The following is a 25,530-nucleotide window of genomic DNA, read 5'->3' on the forward strand; positions in this document are numbered from 1 at the left end:
CCGACATCTCCTGGGAGCTTTCAGTGGCTGACGAGACGCAACTCCGCGATTACCTCAAGAGGGCCATCGCCGACGCTCGCGACGCCCGCAAGCAGCTGCGCGAGGTCGTGGACCACGCGAAGGAGCCGATCGCCATCGTCTCCATGGCGTGCCGGTACCCGGGGGGTGTGTCCTCGCCAGAGGATCTGTGGCAGCTGGTGGCCGACGGAGTCGACGCCGTCGCCGGGTTCCCCACCGACCGCGGCTGGGATCTGGCGGGCATGTTCGACCCGGATCCCGACCGTGCGGGCACCTCGTACACGAGCCAGGGCGGGTTCCTCGACGGGGCGGGACTGTTCGACGCGGGGCTCTTCGGGATCTCGCCGCGTGAGGCCCTCACCATGGATCCGCAGCAGCGGTTGCTGCTGGAGACGTCATGGGAGGCGGTGGAACGCGCCGGCGTCGACCCGATGTCGTTGAAAGGCGCCGATGTCGGGGTGTTCTCCGGGTTGTCCGCCACGGGCTACGGAGCCGGTGGCGGAGTGGTCCCGCCGGAGATGGAGGGACTCGCTGGCACGGGAGCGGCGGCGTGCATCGCGTCGGGTCGAGTGTCCTATGTGCTCGGGCTGGAGGGTCCGGCGGTGACGATCGACACGGGGTGCTCGTCGTCGCTCGTGGCGATCCACCTTGCCGCGCAGGCGCTGCGGTCCGGCGAGTGCTCGATGGCGTTGGCCGGTGGCGCGATGGTGATGGCGACCCCCGGCGCCTTTCGGACGTTCTCCCGGCAGCGAGCGCTGGCCGAGGACGGTCGTTGCAAGGCATACGCGGACGGCGCGGACGGGACAGGGCTGGCCGAGGGCGTCGGTGTCGTGGTGCTGGAGCGGTTGTCGGTGGCGCACGAGCGTGGGCACCGGGTGCTGGCGGTGATTCGTGGCAGTGCGGTGAACCAGGATGGTGCGTCCAACGGCCTGACCGCGCCGAACGGCCCGGCGCAGCAGCGCGTGATCCGCGGCGCGCTGGCCAACGCCGGCCTTTCTCCGTCCGATGTGGACGTGGTCGAGGGGCACGGCACCGGTACCGCGCTGGGTGATCCTATCGAGGCGCAGGCATTGCTGGCCACCTACGGCCAAGGCCGGGATCAGCCGTTGTGGCTGGGGTCGTTGAAGTCGAACATCGGTCACACACAGGCCGCCGCGGGTGTGGGCGGCGTGATCAAGATGGTGCAGGCGTTGCGGCACGGCGTGCTGCCCCCCACGTTGCATGCGCAGGTACCCACGCCTGAGGTGGACTGGTCGGCGGGTGCCGTCCAACTGCTGACGGAGGCGCGGGAATGGCCGCGCGACGGTCGTCCGCGCCGGGCCGGGGTCTCCTCGTTCGGGATCAGCGGAACGAACGCGCACCTGATCCTGGAAGAGGTGCCCGAGGAGCCCGTGACCGCCGAGGAGGCGGTGCCCAAGGGTGTGCTGCCGCTGGTGGTGTCGGCACGCAGCACGGCGTCCCTGGTGGGGCAGGCGGATCGGCTGGCCGCCTACATCGAGAACGCCGGTGCCGAGGTGCCGCTCGCGGAGGTGGCCGGTGCGTTGGTGTCGGGCCGGGCGGTGCTGGACAAGCGTGCCGTGGTCGTGGCGGACGGCCGGGACGAGGCGATCGCCGGACTGAGGGAGATCGCGGAGAGTGCGGAGCGATCATCGGGCACAGTCGCCGCCGGCAGAGGCGTGGTGGGCGACGGGATCCGCGATGGCGGCGTGGTGTTCGTGTTCCCCGGCCAGGGCACCCAGTGGGTCGGGATGGGCCAGCGGCTTCTCGAGGAGTCGCCCGTGTTCGCGGCCCGGATGGCTGAGTGCGACGAGGCGATCGCGGCACTGACGGGCTGGTCGGTGCTCGAGGTCCTGGGCAGCGAGGAGGGCCTGGATCGCATCGAGGTCCTGCAGCCTGCGCTGTTCTCGGTGATGGTGTCGCTGGCCGCGGTGTGGGAGTCCTTTGGTATCCGCCCCGACGCGGTGGTGGGCCATTCGCAGGGCGAGATCGTGGCCGCACACGTGGCGGGTGTCCTGAGCTTGACGGATGCCGTGCGTGTCGCGGTGTTGCGCAGCGACCTGTTCGCCCGGCGGCTGGTGGGCCATGGCGCGATCGCGTCCGTGGCGTTGTCCGCCGACGCGGCCCGGGAGCGGCTCCACGGCTATCCGGAGCTGAGTATCGCCGGGCGTAACGGTCCTGGGGCGTGCACCGTGTCGGGGGAGACCTCGGCGCTGCGACGGTTCATGGACGAGTGTGAGGCCGCCGGCGTGCGGGCACGTGTGGTGCCCAGCACCGTTGCCTCCCATGGCGTCCAGGTCGAGCCGCTACGGGACGAGCTACTCGGCTTGCTCAAGGACGTGCGGCCAAAGCCGGGCACGGTGCCGTTCTACTCCACCGTCAAACCCGGCGTTCTCGACGGCGAGCGGCTGGACGCGACGTACTGGTACGACAACTGCCGGCAGATGGTGGATCTGCACGGCGCGGTCGACGCGCTCCTGGGCGACGGGCACCGGTTCTTCGTCGAGGTCAGCTCACACCCGGTGATGGTGCAGCCGATCAGCGAGATCGTGGACGACGCCGGCGTGGACGCCGCGGTGGGCGGGTCGTTGCGGCGTCAGGACGGTGGCCTGCGGCGGCTGCTGACGTCGATGGCGGAGCTGTTCGTGCGGGGTGTCGCGGTGGACTGGCGCGGTGTGCTGCCGACCGTCCCACCCGGACGGGTCGCCCTGCCGACGTACGCGTTCGACCACGAGCACTTCTGGCTGCAGCCCGCTCCGGCGGACACCGACGCCGCGTCGCTGGGGCAGGCGGCGGCCGATCATCCGATGCTGGGTGCGGTGGTGTCGTTGCCGCCGTCCGACGGGCTGGTGTTCACGTCCCGGCTGTCGGTGCGGTCGCATCCGTGGCTGGCCGATCACGCGATCGGTGGTGTCGTGACCGTTCCCGGCAGCGGGCTGGTCGAGCTGGCCGTGCGTGCCGGTGACGAGGCCGGCTGCTCGGTCCTCGACGAACTGGCGGTCGAGGCACCGCTCTCGGTACCAGAGAACGGCGTGCGGGTGCAGGTCGTGCTGGGTGGACCGGGCGAGCGCGGCTCACGCACCGTGGAGGTGTACTCCCTGCGTGACGGCGACGCGGAGGTGTGGACCCGGCATGCCACCGGCGTGCTGTCGGCCGCGCCGGCGACGCTGGGAACGGGATTCGACTTCGCTTCGTGGCCGCCGCCGGGTGCGCAGCAGGTCGAGATGGACCCCGGCCTGTTCTACGACGACCTGGCCGAGCGCGGGTTCGGTTACGGGCCGGCGTTCCAGGGCGTGCGGGCGGTGTGGCGGCGCGGTGACGGTGATAACGCTGAGGTCTTCGCCGAGGTCGCCCTGCCCGAGGAGCTGCGGGAGGACGCCGGCGGGTTCGGCGTTCACCCGGCGTTGCTGGACGCGGCCCTGCATTCGACCATGCTGAACGCCGAAGGCGACCTGGACGAACAGGAGCCGCGCCAACCGCGTGACTGGAGCGGGCTGGTGCTGCACGCGGCGGGTGCCTCGGTGCTGCGGGTGCGGCTGGCACCCAGCGGGCCTGGCGCCGTGTCGCTGGAAGCGGCGGACGGGGTCGGCGGTCCGGTGGTGTCGGTGGACTCGGTCGTGTTCTCGGCGGTGTCCGCCGAGCAGCTGGGTACCGCGGCGGTCGAGAACCGCGACTCGTTGTTCCGGGTGGAGTGGCCCGAGCTTTCCCTTGCCCCAGCCGCATCTTCGCCATCCTGGGTGTCGGTGGCCACCGCTGACGACGTTGCGGCCCTGGCCGATGGCGTGCCCGAGGCGGCGATGCTGGAGGCCATCGGCGGTGCGGACGCCCCGCTGGACGTGACATCACGGGTGCTGGCGGCCGTCCAGGCCTGGCTGGCGACGGCCGGGCTGGAGGATTCGCGGCTCGTGGTCGTGACCCGCGGCGCGGTGCCCGCCGGCGACGGTGCGGTGACCGATCCGGCCGCCGCGGCGGTGTGGGGTCTGGTGCGTGCCGCCCAGTCCGAGAACCCCGACCGGATCGTCCTGCTGGACCTCGACCCGGCTTCCGATGACGCTGCGGAATCCGTGTTGGGCGCGGTGCTGGCGAGCGGCGAGCCGCAGATCGCGGTGCGCGGGAAGACCTTCGCCGTCCCGCGTCTTGCCCGCGCAGGCGACCAGCCCTCGCACGCGCCCGCGGTGTTCAGTCCGGAAGGGACGGTTCTCGTCTCGGGCGCGGGAGTGTTGGGCGCTCTGGTCGCCCGGCATCTGGTCAGTCACCACGGAGTGCGGCACCTGGTGCTCGCGAGCCGGCGGGGTCCGGACGCCGAGGGCATGGCGGACCTGGTCGCCGAGCTCACCGAGCAGGGAGCGGCGGTGTCCGCGGTGTCCTGTGACCTGTCCGACCGGGACCAGGTGGCGGCACTGCTCGCCACACACCAGCCGACGAGTGTCGTGCACACGGCGGGTGCGTTGGACGACGGCGTGATACAGGCATTGACGCCAGAGCGGTTGGCCACCGTGTTCGCGCCGAAGGTCGACGCCGTACGACACCTCGACGAGCTGACCCGCGGCATGGACCTCGACGCGTTCGTCGTGTTCTCGTCCGCCTCAGGCGTGTTGGGGTCCGCCGGTCAGGGCAACTACGCGGCAGCGAACGCGTTCCTGGACGTGTTGATGGCGAACCGGCGGGCGGCAGGACTCCCGGGACTCTCGCTGGCTTGGGGGCTGTGGGAGCTGGCCACGGACATGATCGCTCATCTCGGCGGTGTCGACCGGGCGCGGATGAGCCGTGGTGGTGTGCTGGCGATCACGGCGACGGAAGGCATGGACCTGCTCGACGCCGCGCTGGGCCTCGACGAGGCGCTGCTCGTGCCGGTCAAGCTGGACCTGCGTGAGGTGCGGGCCGGCGCGAAGTCCGGTGGTGCGGTCCCGCACATGCTGCGCGGACTGGTTCGCGTGGGGCGGCAGCAGGCGCGGGGGGCGGCCGGCGGTGACAGTGGGCTGGTCCGTCGACTGGCCGGGCTGGCCGCGGCCGAGCAGGAGGCGCTGCTCCTGGACCTCGTTCGTGATCAGGCGGCGGTCGTGCTCGGGCACGACGGGTCCGGAGGTGTGCGGGCGGAGATGGCGTTCAAGGACGTCGGGTTCGACTCGTTGACGTCGGTGGAACTCCGCAACAGGTTGCGTGAGGGAACCGGTTTGCGGCTTCCCGCCACGCTGGTCTTCGACTATCCCACCCCGCAGGTCCTCGCCCGCCACCTGCGCACCGAGCTCGGTGTCAGCGAGGACGCGCTTTCCCTCGTGCAGGCCAAGATCGAGGCCGTCGAGTCGTTGATCAGCGGTCTTCGCCTCGACGAGTCCATGAAATCCAGCATCACGCTTCGCCTTCAGGGTCTGGTGGCCAGGTGCAACGGAGTTCTTGAACAGGCGGACGTCTCCACGGCGGCGGAGCAGCTGGAATCCGCCTCCGCCGACGAGGTCCTCGACTTCATCGACGAGGAGCTCGGGCTCGTCTGACACACCGTCGAGGCTTTCGACAAACCTTCGTGAGGATTGTGAAGAATGGCTACGGACGAGAAACTCCTCAAGTACCTCAAGCGCGTCACGGCCGAGTTGCACAGCCTGCGCAAGCAGGGCTCGGGACACGCTGACGAGCCGCTCGCCATCGTGGGGATGGCGTGCCGGTTGCCGGGCGGGGCGTCCTCGCCGGAGGACTTGTGGACGTTGGTGGCCGACGGGGTCGACGCGCTCACCGAGTTTCCCACCGACCGTGGCTGGGACCTGGACGGTCTGTTCGATCCGGACCCCGACCATCCTGGCACGACGTATGCCAGCCAGGGTGGATTCCTTCAGGGGGCTGGGCTTTTCGACGCCGGCCTCTTCGGTATCTCGCCGCGTGAGGCGGTGATGATGGACCCGCAGCAGCGGTTGCTGCTGGAGACCTCGTGGGAGGCGCTGGAGGACGCGGGCGTCGACCCGTTCTCGTTGAAGGGCACCGATGTCGGGGTGTTCTCCGGACTCTTCACCCAGGGCTACGGGACCGGTGCCAATGTGGTCCCGCCGGAGTTGGAGGGCTACGCGGGCACGGGCGGGGCGTCGAGTGTTGCGTCGGGTCGGGTGTCCTATGTGTTCGGTTTCGAGGGTCCCGCGGTGACGGTGGACACGGCGTGTTCGTCGTCGCTGGTGGCGATTCATCTTGCCGCGCAGGCGTTGCGGACCGGCGAGTGCTCGATGGCGCTTGCCGGTGGCGCGACGGTGATGCCGACCCCCGGCACCTTCGTGGCCTACTCCCGGCAGCGGGTCATGGCGCCTGACGGACGGAGCAAGGCGTTCTCCTCGACGGCGGACGGCACCGGTTGGGCCGAGGGTGTCGGCGTGTTGGTGCTGGAACGGTTGTCGATGGCGCGGGAGCGCGGACACCGAGTCCTGGCCGTGTTGCGTGGCAGCGCGGTGAACCAGGATGGCGCGTCGAACGGGTTGACCGCGCCGAACGGTCCGTCGCAGCAGCGGGTGATCCGCAGGGCGCTGGCCGGTGCCGGGTTGGTTCCGTCCGATGTGGACATGGTGGAGGCACACGGCACCGGAACCGCCCTGGGTGACCCGATCGAGGCCCAGGCGTTGCTGGCCACCTACGGGCAGGGCCGGGATCCGGAACGGCCGTTGTGGCTGGGCTCGGTGAAGTCCAACGTCGGGCACACACAGGCGGCCGCGGGTGTGGTCGGTGTGATCAAGATCGTGCAGGCGCTCCGGCACGGCGTCATGCCACCCACCCTGCACGTCGAAGAACCCACCCCGCAGGTGGACTGGTCGGCCGGTGCGGTCTCGCTGCTGACCGAGGCACGGGAGTGGCCGAGGAACGGTCGTCCACGCAGGGCGGGGGTGTCCGCGTTCGGGATCAGTGGGACGAACGCGCACCTGATCCTCGAGGAGGCGCCACAGGAGGAGCCGATCTCCGAGGAGCCGGCGCTCGTCGGTGCTGCACCGCTGGTCGTGTCGGCGGGAAGCCCCGGTTCCCTGGCGGCTCAGGCAGAACGGCTGGGGTCGCTTCTCTCCTCCGGCGCCGGCGAGGTGTCGTTGGCGCGGGTCGCCGGGGCGTTGACGTCTCACCGTGCGGTGCTCGGTCAGCGTGCCGTGGTGGTGGCGGAGGACAGCGCGGAGGCGCTCGCCGGGTTGGCCGCACTGGCTCGAGGAGAGCACGCGCCCGGTGTGGTGACCGGCAGTGCGGGAGCGCCGGGCAAGACCGTGTGGGTGTTCCCGGGCCAGGGCTCGCAGCGGATCGGGATGGGCCGAGAGCTGTACGAGCGGTATCCGGTGTTCGCGGAGGCGTTCGACGAGGCATGTGCGCACCTGGACGCGTTCCTGGCCGGGTGGGTCGACCATTCGGTGCGGGACGTGGTGTTGGGCGAGGTGGCCGGTGGTGCGGAGCTCCTGGACCTGACGGTGTTCACGCAGGCGGGGCTGTTCGCGGTGGAGAGCGCTCTGTTCCGGCTGGTGGAGTCGTGGGGCGTGCGGCCGGATGTGGTGATCGGGCATTCGGTCGGCGAGATCACCGCCGCGTACGCGGCGGGTGTGTTGTCCTCGCAGGACGCGGCGCGGGTGGTCGCGGCCCGGGGCCGGCTGATGCAGGCGTTGCCGCCTGGCGGGGCGATGGTCGCGGTGGCGGCAGGTGAGGACGAGGTCGCCGAACTGCTGGGTGAGGGCGTGGAGCTCGCGGCGGTCAACGGCCCGGCCGCCGTGGTGCTCTCGGGCGATCACGACGCGGTCCTCGCGGCGGCTGACCGGTTGCGGGAGCGGGGACACAAGACGAAGCGGCTGGCGGTCTCACACGCCTTCCACTCCTCCCGGATGGAGCCGATGCTCGCCGAGTTCGCCGCCGAGCTGAGCGACGTGACGTGGCGACGGCCGACGATCCCCGTGATCTCCAACGTGACGGGGAACCTGGCCGAACCCGGTGAGTTGGCCGACCCGCGGTACTGGGCCGACCATGTGCGGCGGCCGGTCCGGTTCGCCCAGGGCATCGCGGCCGCGGTGGCGCACGGCGGCGGCACGTTGTTCGTGGAGCTGGGTCCCGGCGCGGCCCTGACCGGCCTTGTCGAGGAAGGCTCCGCTGCCGGGGTGACCTGTGTCGCGGCCCTGCGCGACGACCGCTCGGAAGAAAGGACCGTGCTGGCCACGGTCGCCGAGCTGTTCGTGCGCGGCGTGTCCGTTGACTGGAGCGCCGTGCTGCCAGCTTTGCCGGGCTGGGTGGACCTGCCGACCTACGCCTTCGACCACCAGCACTTCTGGCTCAACGCCACCGGCAGGGCGACCGACGTGACGTCGCTCGGGCAGTCGGCGGCCGACCATCCGCTGCTGGGCGCGGTGGTGCGGCTGCCACACTCCGACGGGCTGGTGTTCACGTCGCGCCTGTCGGCCAGGACGCACCCCTGGCTCGCCGACCACGCCATCGGCGGGGTCGTGCTCGTCGCCGGCACCGGTCTGGTGGAGCTGGCCGTGCGTGCCGGCGACGAGGCCGGGTGCCCGGTGCTCGAGGAACTCGTGATCGAGGCGCCGCTCGTCGTGCCCGAGGACGGCGGCGTGCGGGTGCAGGTCGCGGTGGGTGCGCCGGGGGAGACCGGCTCACGCACCGTGGACGTGTACTCCCTGCGTGAGGACCAGGCCGACAGCGACGAGGTGTGGACGCGGCACGCCACCGGGACCCTGACGGCGACACCGCCGGCGCGGGGCTCGGGCTACGACTTCACCGCCTGGCCGCCACCCGGTGCTCAGCGGGTCGACATCGCGGACTTCTACCCCGAGCTGGCCGAGCGCGGCTACGCGTACGGACCGGTGTTCCAGGGCCTGCGCGCGGTGTGGCGGCGCGGTGACGAGGTCTTCGCCGAGGTCGCCCTGCCCGACGAACACCGGGAGGACGCCGGCGGGTTCGGCCTCCACCCCGCACTGCTGGACGCCGGGCTGCACGCCGGCATGCTCGGCGTCGCGGCCACGCCCGAGGAGGAACTCGGGCAGCCGGCGCTGCCGTTCGCGTGGAACGGGCTGGTGCTGCACGCCGCCGGCGCCGCGGCACTGCGGGTGCGCCTGGTGATCGGCGGACCCACCACCGTGTCACTGGAGGCGTCGGACGAGACCGGCGGCCTCGTGGTGACGGTGGACTCGCTGGTGTCCCGCCCGGTGTCCACCGAGCAGCTCGACGCCGCGCCGACCCGTGACGCGTTGTTCCGGGTGGACTGGACCGAACTGCCGGCGACTCACGAGGAATCGGCGCCGTTGTGGATGCCAGTGGCGACCGCCGATGACGTGACGGCGCTGGTCTACGGGCTCGGGGTGTTCGAGGCTGTCGGCGGCGCGGACACCGCGCTGGACGTGACGTCGCGGGCGCTCGCCGTTGTGCAGGCATACCTCGCGGGTGCCGTGGAGTCGCGGCTCGTGGTCGTGACCCGGGGCGCGGTGCCTGCCGGCGATGGTGTGGTGAGTGACCCGGCCGCGGCCGCCGTGTGGGGCTTGGTGCGTTCCGCTCAGGCCGAGAACCCGGACCGGATCGTGCTGCTTGACCTCGATCCGGAGTCCAGTGTGGACACCGTGCTGGGTTCGGTGCTGGCGAGCGGCGAGCCGCAGGTCGCCGTCCGGGGCACCGCGCTGTCAGCGCCTCGGCTTGCCCGGGTCAAGCCCCCGGCCTCGCCTCCTCGGTTCGGTCCGGAAGGGACGGTTCTGGTCTCGGGTGCTGGATCGCTGGGCGCTCTGGTGGCCCGGCACCTGGTGGCCCGCCACGGTGTTCGGCGGCTGGTGCTCGCCAGCAGGCGGGGACAGGGCATGGACGACGTGGTCGCCGCGCTCAACGAGCAGGGCACGGAGGTCTCGGTCGTGGCGTGCGACCTGTCCGATCGGGACCAGGTCGCGGCGCTGCTCGCCGCGCACCGGCCGACGAGTGTCGTGCACACGGCGGGGGTGCTGGACGACGGCGTGATCGAGGCGCTGACCCCGGAACGACTGGCGACCGTGTTCGCGCCCAAGGTCGACGCTGTGCGGCACCTCGACGAGCTGACCCGCGAGATGGACCTCGACGCCTTCGTCGTGTTCTCGGCAGGGGCGGGGGTGTTCGGGTCCGCAGGCCAGGGCAACTACGCCGCCGCCAACGCCTACCTGGACGCGCTGATCGCGAACCGTCGAGCGGCGGGCCTGCCGGGAACGTCGCTCGCCTGGGGCATGTGGCAGCAGACCGATGGCATGACCGCGAAGCTCGGCGACGCGGACCAGGCGCGGGCGAGCCGTGGCGGCGTTCTGGCGATCGCGCCCGCCGAGGGCATGGACCTGTTCGACGCCGCCGTGGCGGCGGATCGGGCACTCATGGTGCCGGTCAAGCTGGACCTGCGCGGGATCGGTGCCGCGGCACGCAAGGAGGTCCCGCACCTGCTGCGCGGCCTGGTGCGCGCGGGTCGGCAGCAGGCACGGGCGGCGTCCGCGAGTGACAGCGGGCTGGTGCGCCGGCTGGCCGGGCTCGCCGCGGCCGAGCAGGAGACGCTGCTGCTGGACCTCGTGCGCGGGCAGGTCGCGGTCGTGCTCGGCCACACCGGGTCGGAGGGCGTCCGCGCGGACACGGTGTTCTCCGACGCAGGGTTCGACTCGCTGACGTCGGTGGAGCTGCGCAACCGGCTCCGGGAGACGACCGGCCTGAAACTACCCGCGACCCTGGTGTTCGACTATCCGACACCACTGGCACTCGCCCGCTACCTGCGCGACGAGTTGGGTGACACGGTGGCCGGCACGCCCGCCGCGCCGGTGGTGTCCACGCGTGCGGACGAACCGATCGCGATCGTCGGCATGGCGTGCCGCCTGCCTGGCGGCGTCGCGGATCCCGACGACCTGTGGCGCCTGGTGTTCGAGGGCCGCGAGGGGTTGTCCCCCTTCCCCGACGACCGCGGCTGGGACCTGGACGGCCTGTTCGACGCCGACCCCGATCGCTCGGGCACCTCGTACACCAGCCAAGGCGGTTTCCTGCCCGGGGCGGGGCTGTTCGACGCGGGGTTCTTCGGGATCTCGCCGCGTGAGGCGCTCGCGATGGACCCGCAGCAGCGGTTGCTGCTGGAGGCCTCGTGGGAGGCGCTGGAACGCGTCGGCATCGACCCCTCCTCGTTGAAGGGCACCGATGTCGGCGTGTTCGCCGGAGTGTCCAACCAGGGCTACGGGATGGGTGTGCCCCCATCGGAGCTGGAGGGCTACGCGAGCACGGCGGCGGCGTCGAGTGTGGCGTCCGGTCGGGTGTCCTATGTGTTCGGTTTCGAGGGTCCGGCGGTCACGATCGACACGGCCTGTTCCTCCTCGCTGGTCGCGATGCACCTGGCCGGGCAGGCGCTACGGCAGGGCGAGTGCTCGATGGCGCTGGCCGGTGGCGTGACGGTGATGGGCACGCCAGGCACCTTCGTGGAGTTCTCGCGGCAGCGTGGCCTGGCCGGGGACGGTCGGTGCAAGGCGTACGCGAACGGCGCGGACGGCACGGGGTGGGCCGAGGGCGTCGGGATCGTCGTGCTGGAGCGGTTGTCGGTGGCGCGGGAGCGTGGGCACCGGATTCTCGCGGTGCTGCGTGGTTCCGCGGTGAACTCCGACGGCGCCTCCAACGGTCTGACGGCGCCGAACGGTCCGTCGCAGCAGCGGGTGATCCGCAGGGCCCTGGCCGGCGCGGGTCTCTCTCCGTCCGATGTGGACGTCGTGGAGGGTCATGGCACCGGTACGGCTCTGGGTGATCCCATCGAGGCGCAGGCGTTGTTGGCGACCTACGGGCAGGGCCGGGAACGCCCGTTGTGGTTGGGGGCGCTGAAATCCAACATCGGCCACACCCAGTCGGCCGCGGGCGTGGCGAGCGTGATCAAGATGGTGCAGGCGCTGCGGCACGGCGTCATGCCACCCACCCTGCACGTCGACGCGCCCACGACCCAGGTGGACTGGTCGGCCGGTGCGGTCGAGCTGCTGACCGAGGCCCGGGAGTGGCCGCGCAACGGCCATCCGCGCCGGGCTGGGGTGTCCTCGTTCGGGATCAGCGGGACGAACGCACACCTGATCATCGAGGAAGCGCCTCTGGACGAGGCGCGGCCGGTCCCCGGCGAGACGCCGGCCGACGGTGTGGTGCCGTTGGTGGTGTCGGCGCGGAGCGCGGGTTCGTTGGCGGGACAAGCAGGTCGGTTGGCGGCGTTCGTCGAAGGGGACGTGTCGCTGACGGGTGTGGCCGGCGCGCTGGCATCCGGCCGGGCCGTGCTCGGTGAGCGTGCCGTGGTCGTGGCGGGATCGCGTGACGAGGCCATGGCCGGGCTGAAGGCGCTGGCGCGCGGCGAGGACGCACCCGGTCTGGTGACCGGCAGGATGCCTGCTTCGGGTCCGCCGGGGAAGCTGGTGTGGGTGTTCCCGGGCCAGGGTACGCAGTGGGTCGGGATGGGCCGGGAGCTGCTGGACACATCCGCGGTGTTCGCTGAGCGGATCGCCGAATGTGCTGCCGCGCTGGAGCCGTGGGTCGAATGGTCTCTCGAGGACGTTCTGAGTGGCGATGCTGAGCACGAGCTGCTCGACCGGGTCGATGTGCTCCAGCCCGCCTGTTTCGCGGTGATGGTGGGGTTGGCGGCGGTGTGGGCGTCGGTCGGTGTGGTTCCGGACGCGGTGCTCGGACACTCGCAGGGAGAGATCGCTGCGGCATGTGTGGCTGGTGCTCTGTCTCTTGAGGACGCCGCCAGGGTGGTTGCGTTGCGCAGTCAGGCGATCGCGGCGGAGCTGTCCGGGCGCGGTGGTATGGCTTCTGTCGCGCTTGCCGAGGACGACGTGCTCGCGCGGTTGGCCGGGCCCGTTGAGGTGGCGGCGGTGAACGGTCCGACCTCGTGCGTGATCGCCGGTGATGCCGAGGCGCTAGACGAGGCGCTGGAAGCGTTGTCCGGCGACGGTGTTCGGGTACGGCGGGTGGCGGTGGACTACGCCTCGCACACCCGGCACGTCGAGGACATCGAGGACACGCTCGCCGAAGCACTCGCGGGGATCACCGCTCGGGCACCGGCCATTCCCTTCTACTCCACCGTGACCGGCGAGTGGATCCAGGACCCGGGTGTCGTCGACGGCGACTACTGGTACCGGAACCTGCGCAACCAGGTGCGGTTCGGACCGGCGGTCGGGGAGCTGGTCGACCAAGGCTACGGCGTGTTCGTGGAGGTGAGTGCGCACCCGGTGCTGGCGCAGCCCCTCTCCGAGATCACCGACAGCCTGGTGGTCGGGTCGCTGCGGAGGGACGACGGCGGCCTCCGTCGGCTGCTCACCTCCATGAGCGAGCTGTTCGTCCGCGGTGTCGCGGTGGACTGGACCGGTGTCCTGCCCGCCCCGGCAGAGCGGGTGGACCTCCCGACCTACGCCTTCGACCACCGGCACTACTGGCTCCACACACCAGAGTCGGCCACCGACGCCGTCTCGCTGGGACTGGCCGGCGCCGACCACCCGATGCTCGGTGCGGTCGTGCGACTGCCGTGGTCCGACGGCCTCGTGTTCACCTCACGGCTCTCCCTGAGGTCCCACCCCTGGCTGGCCGACCACGCCGTCCGGGGCGTCGTCATCGTCCCCGGCACCGGGTTGGTCGAACTGGCCGTGCGGGCCGGGGACGAAGCCGGGTGCTCGGTTCTCGACGAGCTCGTGATCGAGGCGCCGCTGGTGGTGCCCCGGCGTGGCGGGGTCCGTGTCCAGGTCGCACTGGGCGGACCCGACGAGCACGGCGCACGCACCGTCGACGTGTACTCCCAGCGCGAAGACGCCGGCGACGAGGACACGTGGACCCGGCACGCCACCGGCATGCTCGCGGCTCAGCGGGGTCGCGGCGGCGCCGGGTTCGACTTCACCGCGTGGCCGCCGCCCGGCGCGCAGCCGGTCGACATCAGCTACGAACCGCTCGCTCGGGTCGGGTACGAATACGGGTCCACCTTCCAGGCCGTGCGGGCCGTGTGGCGGCGCGGGAGCGACGACAACGCTGAGATCTTCGCCGAGGTCGCTCTGCCCGAGGACGCGCGCGAGGAAGCGGGCAGGTTCGGCATCCACCCGGCGTTGCTGGACGCGGCCCTCCACTCGACCATCCTGATCGCGGCGGCCGATGGCGAACCGGACGGGCAGGAACTCTCGTTGCCGTTCGCGTGGAACGGACTGCGGTTGCACGCGGCCGGCGCCGCGGTGCTGCGGGTGCGTGTCGCGCGACCCGCGCCCGACGCGATGTCACTCGAGGCCGTGGACGAGGCAGGCGGTCTCGTCGTGACCATGGACTCGCTGGTGGGCAGGCCGGTGACCAACGAACAGCTGGCAACGGCGTCGGGCACCGGGCGCGTCGACTCGCTGTACCGGGTGGACTGGACCGCGCTGCCCACGGCCGAGGAAGAGCCCGCGCCGTCGTGGGTGCCGGTGGCCGACGCCGAACAGGTGGCGACCCTGGCCGACGACGTCCTGTCTGGTCTGCGGGCCGCCCCGGCGGCAGCGGTCCTGGACGCCGTCGGCACCGACGTGTTGGGCCTGACCACCCACGTGCTGGACGCGCTCCAGTGCTGGCTCGCCGGCGGCGGGCTGGAGGAGTCGCGGCTGGTGGTCGCCACGCGAGGTGCGGTGCCCGCCGGTGACGGCACGGTGACCGACCCCGCGGGCGCGGCGGTGTGGGGCCTGGTTCGTGCCGCCCAGGCCGAGAACCCCGGCCGGATCGTGCTGATCGACCTCGACCCGGCTACCCGCGACGGAGCCGAACCGGTGCTGGGTTCGGTGCTCGCCAGCGGCGAACCGCAGGTCGCCGTCCGCGGCACGGCGCTGTCCGTGCCCCGGCTCACCCGTGCCACCGGCGGCGTGCCGACGGTGTTCGGTCCAGAAGGGACGGTCCTGGTCACCGGCGGCACCGGCTCGCTGGGTGGTCTCGTCGCCCGGCATCTGGTCACCCGGCACGGCGTGCGGCGCCTGGTGTTGGCCAGCAGGCGAGGCCCGGCCGCCGACGGCGCGCGGGAACTGGTCGCCGACCTCACCGGACTAGGCGCGTTGGTGTCGGTCGTGGCCTGTGACATGTCCGACCGCGACCAGGTTGCGGCGCTGCTCGACGAGCACCCGGTGACCGGTGTCGTGCACACGGCCGGTGTCTCGGACGCCGGGGTGATCGGCACGGTGACACCGGACCGGCTGGCGGAGGTGTTCGCGCCGAAGGTGGACGCGGTCCGGCATCTGGACGAGCTGACCCGCGGCACGAACCTGGACGCGTTCGTCGTCTACTCCTCGGTTTCGGGCGTGTTCATGGGTGCTGGCAGCGGCAGCTACGCGGCCGCGAACGCGTTCCTGGACGGGCTGATGGCGAACCGCCGGGCGGCCGGTCTTCCGGGGCTGTCGCTGGCGTGGGGCCTGTGGGAGCAGAACACCGGCATGGCGGCCGGCACCGACGACCTCGCCCGGTCCCGGATGAACCGGCGCGGAGGACTGCTGCCGATGACGGCGGTGGAAGGCATGGAACTGTTCGACGCCGCCGTCGGGTCCGGGCACGCGATGGTGGTGCCCGCCAAACTGGACCTGCGTGGAGTGCGTGCCGGCGCCGAGGTGCCGCACATGTTGCGTGGCCTGGTTCGGGTAGGCCGGCAACTGGCACACACCGCGGGCACCGGCGACGAGCGCGGCCTGTCCGACCGGCTGGCCGGACTGCCCGCCGACGAACAGGCGAAGATCCTGCTCGACCTCGTGCGGACACAGGTGGCCGCCGTTCTGGGTTACAGCGCGACCCACCACATCGACGCGGACCAGGGGCTGTTCGAGATCGGCTTCGACTCGCTCACCGCCATCGAACTGCGCAACCGGCTCCGTGACATCACCGAACGGAAGATCGCGCCCAATCTCGTCTTCGCCTACCCGACACCGGAAATGCTCGCCACCCACCTGCACGAGCTGATGTGCGGCGAACAGGCCCCAGTACCGGTCTCCGTCTGAAAGAGGGTGTGACGTGTTCGATGTGGACGACTACCTCCGGCGGATCGGCTGCGCGGGAGAGACCGGTGTGGACATCGCGACATTGCGGAAACTGCAGAGAAACCACCTCATGGCGATTCCCTACAGCAGCCTCGCCTACGACCTCGCCGACGGTGTGCACATCGTCGACCTCGACGACGACGCCAGCTTCGAGACGAGCGTCGTCGACGGGCGCGGCGGCGCCTGCTACCACCTGAACCGGCTGTTCCATCGGCTCCTCCAGGAGTTGGGTTATGACGTCACGTTGCTGGCCGGCAGCACCGCGGAAGGCCAGGCGTTCGGGACCGACATCGAGCACATGTTCAACCGTGTCCGCCTCGACGGCGAGGACTGGCTCGTGGACGTCGGCTACCCGGGCCCGACCTACGTCGAGCCGTTGCTGGTCGCCGACACGGTGCAGTCCCAGCACGGGAGCCAGTTCCGGCTGGTCGACCACGAGAACGGCTTCGCGCTGCAACGCAGGGGACCGGCCACCCGCTGGGGCCTCATCTACACCTTCACGACGAAACCCCGCCAGTGGAGCGACTGGAAGGAACTGGAGGACAACTTCCGGGAGATCCTCGCGGACCCGGAACGGGACGACACCCAGGAAATCCTGTGCGGCCGGGCGGTCGAGAACGGTCAGGTCCTCATGAGACAGCGCCGGTATCTCACCGTCCGGAACGGCCGCGAGCAGGTGCGCACGATCACCGACGACGACGAGCATCGGATGCTGCTGTCCCGCATCCTCTCCGGCGACCTCGGCTGAGCCCGCGCTCGGTCGGAACCAGAAGGGAAACGATGGAGAACGAGAACCGTCTGTTCAGGTGGTTCGCCGAGCTCTACCGGGCCGGGTACGAGGGGCACGTCCGGTTCATGTGCGCCTTCTACGGCGGCGAACCGGCGGCGAAGGCCGAGGAGATCGAGGAACTGGAGCACACCTACCGCAACTCGCCGGACACCACGGAGAGGACGCCGTGAGCACGGCGGTTCCGGTGCGCCTCGGGGATCGTTCCTACGACGTGCTCGTCGGGCCGGGAGTACGCACGTCGCTCGCCGAGGTGATTCGACGGCTGGGCGCCAGACGGGCGGTCGTCGTGTCGGCCCGCCCGAAGGAATGGGTGCCCGACACGGGTGTGGACACCCTGCTGCTGCCCGCCAGGGACGGCGAGCAGGACAAGACAATGTCCACAGTGGAGGCACTGTGCGGTGAGTTCGTGCGGTTCGGGCTCACCAGGTCGGACGTCGTCGTTTCCTGCGGCGGCGGGACGACCACCGACGTGGTCGGCCTGGCGGCCGCGCTGTACCACCGGGGTGTTGCCGTGATCCACCTGCCCACGTCGCTGCTCGCCCAGGTGGACGCGAGCGTCGGCGGGAAGACGGCGGTGAACCTGCCGGCGGGCAAGAACCTGGTGGGCGCGTTCTGGCAGCCCAGCGCGGTGCTGTGCGACACGGACTACCTGTCGACCCTGCCACGGCGGGAACTGCTGAACGGACTCGGCGAGATCGCCCGCTGTCACTTCATCGGCGCGCCGGACCTGCGCGGGTTGTCGCTCCCGGAGCAGATCGCCGCCAGCGTGACGCTCAAGGCGGGCATCGTGGCGGTGGACGAACGCGACTCCGGTATGCGGCACCTGCTCAACTACGGCCACACGCTGGGCCACGCGCTCGAGATCGCGACCGACTTCGCGCTGCGCCATGGTGAGGCGGTCGCCATCGGCACAATCTTCGCTGGCCGGCTCGCCGGTGCACTTGGCCGCATCGATCAGTCCAGAGTGGACGAACATGTGGATGTCGTCCGCCACTACGGGCTGCCCATCGCCCTGCCCGCCGGCGTCGACCCCGCGGTCCTCGTCCGTCAGATGCACCGGGACAAGAAGGCGATCACCGGACTCGGCTTCGTCCTGGACGGGCCCGCTGGTGCGGAGCTGGTGAGCGACGTGCCGGAGGACGTCGTCGCGCGCGTCCTCGACGAGATGCCGCGTGCGCGCCTGGACGAGCTCGTCGGAGCCGCCACGATGGATGTGGCCCTGATATGAGGCGGTTCCTGCCCCGGCCGGCCGACACCGTGGACCGTTCCCGGTCAGTGGACCGGTTCTTGGCCCGCAGGCTCAACGAGGCGCTGGCGCGGCCCGCCGCACAGCAGCCCTGCTGGCCGGACCCGGAGCAGGCGCGCGCTGTCACCAGGCAGCTGCACCACGCGGACCCGATCGTGACGCCGGACGAGACGGTTCGACTGTCCGACCGGCTCGCGTCGGTCGCCCGCGGCGAGGCGTTCCTGCTGCAGGGCGGCGACTGTGCCGAGACCTTCGCTGACAACACAGAGCCGCACCTGCGGGCCAACCTGCGGATCCTGCTGCGCATGGCCGACGTGCTCGCGCACGCGTCCGGCATGCCGGTGGTCAAGGTCGGGCGCATGGCCGGGCAGTACGCCAAACCCCGGTCCAACATCGTCGACGGGCTGGGGCTGCCGGTCTACCGTGGCGACATCGTCAACTCCGCGGAACGCACCCCCGCCGCCAGGACGCCCGACCCGCACCGGATGCCGCGTGCCCACGCCAACGCGGCCGGCGCGATGGACCTGGTCCGAAAGCTCTGTGCCGGTGAGGTCTACGTCAGCCACGAGATGCTCCTGTTGGACTACGAGCGGACCGTGCTGTGGGTGGACGCCGGCGGCCCGGAGCCCCGGTTGTCGAGCGGCCTGGCGCACTTTCTGTGGATCGGCGACCGCACCCGTCAGCTCGACGGGGCACATGTCGCGTTCGCGGAGCTGTTGTCCAACCCGATCGGCCTGAAGATCGGTCCTGGCGTGACCCCGGAGCAGGCCGTCGAGTACGTGCGGCGCCTCGACCCGCACGGCACACCGGGAAGGCTGACGCTGGTGAGCCGCATGGGGCACGGCCTCGTCCGCCACCTCCTTCCGCCGATCGTCGAGAAGGTCAACGCCTCCGGGCACGAGGTGGTCTGGCAGTGCGACCCGATGCACGGCAATACCCGGCCGTCGGGAAACGGGTTCAAGACCCGCCACTTCGACCACGTGGTCGACGAGATCGCCGGTTTCTTCGAGGTGCACCGGCGGCTCGGCACGCACCCCGGCGGCATCCACATCGAGATGACCGGCGAGGACGTGACGGAATGCCTCGGCGGTGCCGCCGGCATCACCGAGGCGGACCTGCCCGCCCGCTACCGGACCGCCTGCGACCCCCGCCTCAACACCGACCAGTCGATCGAACTGGCCCATGTCGTCGCGGAACTGTTGACATGAATGACATCCCGCGCATCAGTGGCACCACTCGCCTGTACGTCGTCCTCGGCGACCCCGTGACACAGGTGCAGTCGCCTGCGCTGATGAACCCGCTCTTCACACGGCTGGGCATCGACGCCGTGCTGGTTCCCGTGCACGCCAAGCCGGAACACCTCGAACGGATCGTCGGCGGGTTGCGGTGCGTCGGCAATGTCGACGGCATCTTCGTCACGGTGCCCCACAAGGCGGCCGTCGTCGGGCTCGCCGACCGGTGCAGCCCCATGGTGGAGATCACCGGAAGTGCCAACGCGCTGCGGCGGGAGGCCGACGGCGGCTGGTACGCGGAGAACTTCGACGGCCTTGGCTTCGTGACCGGCCTCGTGGCTGCCGGCCACGACCCGAAAGGCAGGCGGATCGCACTCGTCGGCGCGGGCGGCGCGGGAAGTGCCATCGCGGCCGCGCTGCTGGCGGCCGGCGCCGACCGGCTGTCCGTGTGTGACCAGGACACCGTGAAGCTGAACGGGCTTCGTGCGCGCCTCGACGCGCACTGGCCAGGTCGCACGGTCACCGCGGCGCAGCCGCACCTGGACGGCGCCGACATCGTCGTGAACGCCACCCCACTCGGGCTGAACCCGGACGATCCGTTGCCATTCCGGCCGGAGGCACTGTCACCGGGCAGCGTGGTGGCCGACATCATCATGAAACCCCGCGAAACCCGACTTCTCCTGCAAGCGGCGGTACTCGGCCACTGTGTCCACTATGGAATACACATGCTCGACGGACAACTGGACTCGTACCGCGCGTTCTTCGGCCTGGGTGACGACTACCAGATCGAGGGATGTGACGTTTCCGGCGCGGACATACCGTGAAGTGGGAGGCCGTCGCCGTCCCATTCCGTCTTTTCTCAGTCGGACCAACGTGGAGATTCGGAGAGACATGAACGCGCGACAGGCACCAGAGTTTCCCCGCTGGCCGCAGTACGACACGTCCGAAAGGGACGGTCTGATCCGCGCGCTGGAGCAGGGGCAGTGGTGGCGCATGGGTGGGGACGAGGTGAACTCGTTCGAGCGTGAGTTCGCCGACCACCACGGCGCCGAGCACGCGCTCGCGGTCACCAACGGCACCCACGCGTTGGAGCTCGCCCTCCAGTGCATGGGCGTCGGGCCGGGCACCGAGGTGATCGTGCCGGCCTTCACCTTCATCTCCTCCTCCCAGGCGGCCCAACGGCTCGGCGCCGTCGCGGTCCCGGTCGACGTCCACCCGGACACCTACAACATCGACGTGGCCGCGGCCGCCGACGCCATCACCCCGCGCACCAAGGTGATCATGCCGGTGCACATGGCCGGGCTCATGGCGGACATGGACGCGCTCGCGAAGCTCTCCGCCGACGCCGGTGTGGCGGTTCTCCAGGACGCCGCGCACGCGCACGGTGCGCGCTGGCAGGGCAAGCGCGTCGGCGAGCTGGGCACCGTCGCGACGTTCAGCTTCCAGAACGGCAAGCTGATGACCGCTGGCGAGGGCGGCGCCGTGACGTTCCCCGACACGGAGATGTACGAGACGGCGTTCCTGCGCCACAGCTGCGGCCGGCCTCGCGACGACCGCCGTTACCTCCACCAGATCGCCGGTTCCAACCTGCGGCTCAACGAGTTCTCCGCGTCCGTGCTGCGGGCACAACTGCGCCGCCTCGACGAGCAGATCGCGCTCCGCGACGAGCGATGGACCCTGTTGTCCCAGCTGCTCGGGGCCATCGACGGCGTCGTCCCGCAGAGCGGTGACGTGCGTGTCGACCGCCGGTCGCACTACATGGCGATGTTCCGCATCCCCGGGATCACCGAGGAGCGGCGCAACGCCCTCGTCGACCGACTCGTCGACGCCGGCCTGCCCGCGTTCGCCGCGTTCCGCGCGATCTACCGCACCAAGGCCTTCTGGGAGATCGGCGCGCCCGACGAGACCCAGGACGCGATCGCGAAGCGCTGCCCCAACACCGACGCCATCAGCCAGGACTGCGTCTGGCTGCACCACCGGCTACTGCTGGCGGGGGAGCAGGAGATGCACGCCACCGCGGAAATCATCGCCGACGGCGTGGCCGCCGCATGACCGTCCGGGTTGCCCTGGTGGGGCTTGGCTGGGCGGGGCGGGAGCTGTGGTTACCCCTGTTGCGTGAGCACGCCGACTTCGCGGTGGTCGCCGCCGTCGACGCCGACCCGGCCTCGCGTGCGGCGTTCCGGGAGGCGACGGGCATCCCCGTGCACGCGGCGGTGGACGCGCTCACCCCCCGAACCGTCGACCTGGCCGTGGTGGCCGTGCCCAACTACCTGCACGCCGAGGTGGCCGGGGCTCTGCTCGCCACCGGGATCTCCGTCTTCCTGGAGAAACCGGTGTGCCTGACCGCCGCCGAGGCCGACACGCTCGCGGCGGCCGAACGCAGCGGCGGGATGCTGCTGGCCGGTAGCGCCGCCCGGTACCGCGGCGACGTCGCCGCGTTGCGGCGGATCCTCCCGGAGCTGGGCGACATCCGGCACGTCGACCTCGGCTGGGTCCGGGCCCGCGGTGTGCCGAGGGCCGGCGGCTGGTTCACCCAGCGCGACAAGGCCGGTGGGGGAGCGCTGTTCGACCTCGGGTGGCACCTGCTCGATACCCTCGCGTTCCTGCTCGGCCCCGTCCGCTTCCCGCAGGTGATCGGCGTGACGTCGGACGACTTCGTCAATGTCGGCGCCTGGCGCGCGGCGTGGCGGCAGGACGAACCCGGCGCGGACGCCGCCGACGTGGAGGACACGGCCCGCGGGTTCCTGGTGCGCGACGACGGCGTCTCGGTCTCCGTGCGGGCCAGCTGGGCGTCCCACGCGGCACGGGACGTGTCGTCGATCCTGGTCGAGGGCAGCGCCGGCACCGCGGAACTGCGGTGCACGTTCGGTTTCAGCCCCAACCGGGAGCCCGAGCCTGTGCTGACGGTGACCCGCGAGGGCACCACCACCCGGCTGCGGGTGCCGGCCGAGCCGATCGGCGTCGAGTACACCCGACAGCTGGACGGCCTCGCGGCGATGCTGGCCGACCCGGACAACCGTGGCAGGGCCATCGCCGAGGCCCGCCCGATCGTCCGCATGATCGAGAACTTCTACGCGTCGGCCCGCTCGGCGCGTGCCCGCCGCGCGGTGCCCGCCTACCAGTAGAGAGGTGCCCATGGCAGTCCCGAGCGTCGAACGGCCGGACACGCTCGCGCCGGTCAGACACGCCGTCATCTTCGACCTGGACGGGGTCGTCGTCGACAGCTTCGCGGTGATGGGTGAGGCCTTCGCCGTCGCCTACGCCGAAGTCGTCGGCGACGGGCCCGCGCCGTTCGAGGAGTACCGGCGGCACATGGGGCGCTACTTCCCGGACATCATGCGGATCATGGGCCTACCGCTGGAGATGGAGGAGCCGTTCGTCCGCGAGAGCTACCGGCTCGCGCCCAAGGTGCCGGTCTTCGACGGCATCGTCGAGCTGCTCGTGACGCTGCGGGTGCGCGGCCTGCGGCTCGCGATCGCCACCGGCAAGACCGGGTCGAGGGCGCGCTCCCTGCTCGACGAGCTTGGTCTGCTCCCGTTCTTCGAGCACGTGATCGGCTCCGACGAGGTCGCCAGGCCCAAGCCGGCCCCGGACATCGTGCGGCATGCGTTGGATCTGCTGGACGTGCCGGCCGAGCAGGCCGTCATGGTCGGCGACGCCCCGACCGACCTGGCCAGCGCCCAGGGCGCCGGCGTCGCCTCGGCCGCCGCGCTGTGGGCGCCACCCGACGACGTCGACGAGCTGCTTGCCGCCGGCCCCGACGTGGTGCTGCGCCGTCCGGCCGACCTCCTCGCGCTCTGCCCGACCGTGCCCGTCCACTGACGCGCGTGTCGCACTACCTCGGCATCGACATCGGTGGCACCAAGGTCGCCCTTCGGGTCGAGACCGACGCCGGGTGCGTCGACGAGGCCACGTTCGAATGGGCGCCGCGGCACAGCGCCGCCCGCGATCTCGCCCAACTCGCCGACCACGTGGCCGAGCTGCGCACGAGGCTCGGTGCGCCGCTTCGCTCGGTGGGTGTCGCGATGCCCGGCACGGTCGGACCGGATGGCCGGATCACCGCATGGCCCAGCAGGCCGGAGTGGGCCGGGACCGACCTGGACGGTTCGCTGCGTGCGCTGTTCGGCGAATCGGCCGTCGCCTGGGCGGACGACGGCGACCTCGGCGCGCTCGCCGAGGCCAGGGACTCGGGCTGCGACGATCTGCTCTACGTCGGTGTGGGCACCGGCGTCGGCGGCGGTCTCGTCCTGAACGGCACGCCGTGCCCCGGGCTCTACCGCGGCTCCTTCGAGATCGGGCACGTGGTCGTCGAGCTGGACGGCACGCTCTGCGTGTGCGGTCGGCAGGGCTGCCTCCAGGCGATCGCCTCCGGACCGGCCACATTGGACCGTGCGGCTCTTCTGCGCGGAGCGGCCGTCACGTTCGACGACCTTCGGCGTGCACTGCGCCACGAGCAGCCGTGGGCCGTGAGCGCGGTCGACCGGACGGCCCGGGCGCTGGCCGCCGCGGTGACCGGGGTGCGGGAGCTCGTCCATCCGAAGCGCGCGGTGATCGGCGGCGGTTTCGCGGCTGGCATCCCGGAGATCGTCGGGTGGGTGTCGGAGCACCTCGCCGAGCTGGCCCGTCCTGGTCAACCGCCACTGCTGGCGGAACCGGCCGCGCTGGGCGGCCTTTCGTCGTTGCGTGGCGCGGTGTCGCTCGCCCGCCTGATCGCGTCGTGACCAGTACCCGTCAGCCGGCGGCCAACCGGTCCCGCAGGTCGTCGACCAGTTCCTTGGCGCTCCCGGGATCGTTCGCGGCGCCGTAGACGTGGTAGTCCGGCCGGACGAGCAGGGACGTGGCGCCGAACCGTGCCAGGTAAGGCAGATAGACGTCATCAGTGTCCACAACGCCGTCCTCGGTGCTGCCGGGTGGTCGCAGTCGCACCACATGGGTGCCGAGTCCGGCGAGGAATGCCAGCCGGTCCTCGTCGAGTGTGGTGTGCGGGTCGTCGGTGGTCAGCAGCACGAAACCACGGCCGACGACGTCGTCGAACAGCCCGGTGTCGTCGTGCGAGCGCACCCGTCCCTGCGGCACGACCGCGCCGGCGGGTGGCCGCCGGTGCAGCAACCCGGTGGTGAGTGGTTTCGCCGGTTCCGGCCGGGTGGGCGGTTTGCCGCGGCGGTTGGCCAGCACCGTCGCGTCCCGTTCCTCGGCGGCCACCGGGTCCGTCACGCAGATCACCCGTCCCAACTGGACAGACGCCAGGATCGACTCCCTGGCCTGCGTGCGGCGCTCCTCGCCATAACTGTCCATAATAGACTCCGTGGCCAGTCCCCGGAATGTCAGGTCGAGCTTCCACGCCAGGTTGACGACGTCCCGGATGCCGGAGCACATACCCTGCCCGGCGAAGGGCGGCATGAGGTGCGCCGCGTCGCCGGCCAGCAGGACGTGGCCGACCCGCCACCGGTCGGCCCACCTGGCCTGGAAGATGTACGTGGTGCTGCGCAACAGGTTCGCGGTGTCCGGGGTGACCCCGAACGGCGCCAGCAGCCGCCACGCCGTCTCGTCCCGGTTCAGCTCGGCGGTGCTCTCGCCCGGGAGCCGCATGAACTCCCAGCGCCGTCGCCCGGGACCGCTGCCCACCAGCGTCGTCGGCCTCGCCGGATCGCAGACCTGCACGTTGGTGGGGACGAACTCGCGCGGCTCGCGCGGCTCGACGTCGCAGAGCAGCCACTCGTAGGAGAACCCGAGGTCGGTGACGGGAACGTCGAGGTGGTCGCGGACGAAGCTGTTGGCGCCGTCGCACCCCACGACCCATCGCGCGGAGAACACGCGTGTCATGTCGTCGTCGGTGGTCGCGGTCACCCGTACCCGCTCGTCGGTGTCCTCGATGCGCACGACCTCGTGCCCACGCAGCACCGTGATGCCAGGAAGTTCCGCCGCCCTGGCCGCGAGCAACTCCTCCAGCGCCGGCTGGTGCATCGTGTTCGCGTCCGGCCAGCCATAAGGGCCGGCCGTGGTGAACTCGATGTCCAGCAGTGCCTCGCCGGCGGCGGTCTGCCACTGGTATCCGTTGGCGGGCACGGTGATCCCGGCCAGTTCCGGCCCGATCCCGGTGGCGGCCAGCAGCCGCGCCGTCTCGCCGTCGAAACTGGTCGCCCGAGGCAACCGGTACGGCCGGGCACGGCGTTCGAGCACGAACACCCGCCAGCCGCACTGGGCGAGCAGAACCGACAGGGTGGCGCCGACCGGCCCGTTGCCGACGACGACGATGTCAGCGTCCGTCACGGAGAAACCGTC

12 protein-coding genes are annotated in these 25,530 nt (G+C 71.3%); 11 read left to right on the plus strand and 1 reads right to left on the minus strand.

The window, feature by feature from the left end; genetic code table 11:
- Window positions 1-23: 23 nt before the first annotated feature.
- The 11 genes from VF106_RS16110 (at window position 24) to VF106_RS16160 (ending at window position 23,969) form a co-directional block, all read left to right on the plus strand.
- Window positions 24-5,507, plus strand: a complete 5,484-nt coding sequence (locus tag VF106_RS16110; RefSeq protein WP_414638981.1) for a type I polyketide synthase — start codon at window positions 24-26, stop codon at window positions 5,505-5,507.
- Window positions 5,508-5,552: 45 nt separating this feature from the next.
- On the plus strand, window positions 5,553-15,941 hold the full coding sequence (locus VF106_RS16115; RefSeq protein ID WP_330840524.1) for an SDR family NAD(P)-dependent oxidoreductase: 10,389 nt from the start codon (window positions 5,553-5,555) through the stop codon (window positions 15,939-15,941).
- A 13-nt stretch (window positions 15,942-15,954) separates the two neighbouring features.
- Complete coding sequence (locus VF106_RS16120; RefSeq protein WP_330840525.1) at window positions 15,955-16,728, plus strand: arylamine N-acetyltransferase; 774 nt, start codon at window positions 15,955-15,957, stop codon at window positions 16,726-16,728.
- A 32-nt stretch (window positions 16,729-16,760) separates the two neighbouring features.
- Complete coding sequence (locus tag VF106_RS16125) at window positions 16,761-16,940, plus strand: hypothetical protein (protein ID WP_330840526.1); 180 nt, start codon at window positions 16,761-16,763, stop codon at window positions 16,938-16,940.
- Window positions 16,937-17,998, plus strand: a complete 1,062-nt coding sequence (locus VF106_RS16130) for a 3-dehydroquinate synthase family protein (protein WP_330840527.1) — start codon at window positions 16,937-16,939, stop codon at window positions 17,996-17,998. Before VF106_RS16125 ends, VF106_RS16130 begins: the two co-directional genes overlap by 4 nt.
- Window positions 17,995-19,224: a 3-deoxy-7-phosphoheptulonate synthase gene (locus VF106_RS16135; protein ID WP_330840528.1), complete on the plus strand. Its 1,230-nt coding sequence runs from the start codon at window positions 17,995-17,997 to the stop codon at window positions 19,222-19,224. Before VF106_RS16130 ends, VF106_RS16135 begins: the two co-directional genes overlap by 4 nt.
- Complete coding sequence (locus VF106_RS16140; RefSeq protein ID WP_330840529.1) at window positions 19,221-20,072, plus strand: shikimate dehydrogenase family protein; 852 nt, start codon at window positions 19,221-19,223, stop codon at window positions 20,070-20,072. Before VF106_RS16135 ends, VF106_RS16140 begins: the two co-directional genes overlap by 4 nt.
- Window positions 20,073-20,139: 67 nt before the next feature.
- Window positions 20,140-21,300: a 3-amino-5-hydroxybenzoate synthase gene (rifK, locus tag VF106_RS16145; protein WP_330840530.1), complete on the plus strand. Its 1,161-nt coding sequence runs from the start codon at window positions 20,140-20,142 to the stop codon at window positions 21,298-21,300.
- Window positions 21,297-22,373 (plus strand): Gfo/Idh/MocA family protein, encoded by a 1,077-nt coding sequence (locus VF106_RS16150; protein WP_330840531.1) that lies wholly within the window; start codon window positions 21,297-21,299, stop codon window positions 22,371-22,373. Before rifK ends, VF106_RS16150 begins: the two co-directional genes overlap by 4 nt.
- Before the next feature lie 10 nt (window positions 22,374-22,383).
- A complete protein-coding gene (locus tag VF106_RS16155; protein ID WP_330840532.1) occupies window positions 22,384-23,070 on the plus strand; it encodes an HAD-IA family hydrolase in 687 nt (228 codons plus the stop codon).
- A gap of 5 nt (window positions 23,071-23,075) precedes the next feature.
- Window positions 23,076-23,969, plus strand: a complete 894-nt coding sequence (locus VF106_RS16160; RefSeq protein ID WP_330840533.1) for an ROK family protein — start codon at window positions 23,076-23,078, stop codon at window positions 23,967-23,969.
- A 10-nt stretch (window positions 23,970-23,979) separates the two neighbouring features.
- Here the strand turns inward: VF106_RS16160 and VF106_RS16165 are convergent, their stop codons facing one another.
- Complete coding sequence (locus tag VF106_RS16165) at window positions 23,980-25,518, minus strand: bifunctional 3-(3-hydroxy-phenyl)propionate/3-hydroxycinnamic acid hydroxylase MhpA (protein WP_330840534.1); 1,539 nt, start codon at window positions 25,516-25,518, stop codon at window positions 23,980-23,982.
- Window positions 25,519-25,530 lie beyond the last annotated feature (12 nt).

It is taken from the genome of Actinophytocola sp. (assembly GCF_036378875.1).
In the GTDB taxonomy this organism is placed as follows: Bacteria; Actinomycetota; Actinomycetes; order Mycobacteriales; family Pseudonocardiaceae; genus Actinophytocola.

What these genes read in the sequence shown, in the direction of transcription:
- VF106_RS16125 (WP_330840526.1), top strand. Translation starts at nt 16,761, where the DNA reads ATGGAGAACGAGAACCGTCTGTTCAGGTGGTTCGCCGAGCTCTACCGG.
- VF106_RS16150 (WP_330840531.1), top strand. Translation starts at nt 21,297, where the DNA reads ATGACCGTCCGGGTTGCCCTGGTGGGGCTTGGCTGGGCGGGGCGGGAG.
- rifK (WP_330840530.1), top strand. Translation starts at nt 20,140, where the DNA reads ATGAACGCGCGACAGGCACCAGAGTTTCCCCGCTGGCCGCAGTACGAC.
- VF106_RS16115 (WP_330840524.1), top strand. Translation starts at nt 5,553, where the DNA reads ATGGCTACGGACGAGAAACTCCTCAAGTACCTCAAGCGCGTCACGGCC.
- VF106_RS16155 (WP_330840532.1), top strand. Translation starts at nt 22,384, where the DNA reads ATGGCAGTCCCGAGCGTCGAACGGCCGGACACGCTCGCGCCGGTCAGA.
- VF106_RS16140 (WP_330840529.1), top strand. Translation starts at nt 19,221, where the DNA reads ATGAATGACATCCCGCGCATCAGTGGCACCACTCGCCTGTACGTCGTC.
- VF106_RS16135 (WP_330840528.1), top strand. Translation starts at nt 17,995, where the DNA reads ATGAGGCGGTTCCTGCCCCGGCCGGCCGACACCGTGGACCGTTCCCGG.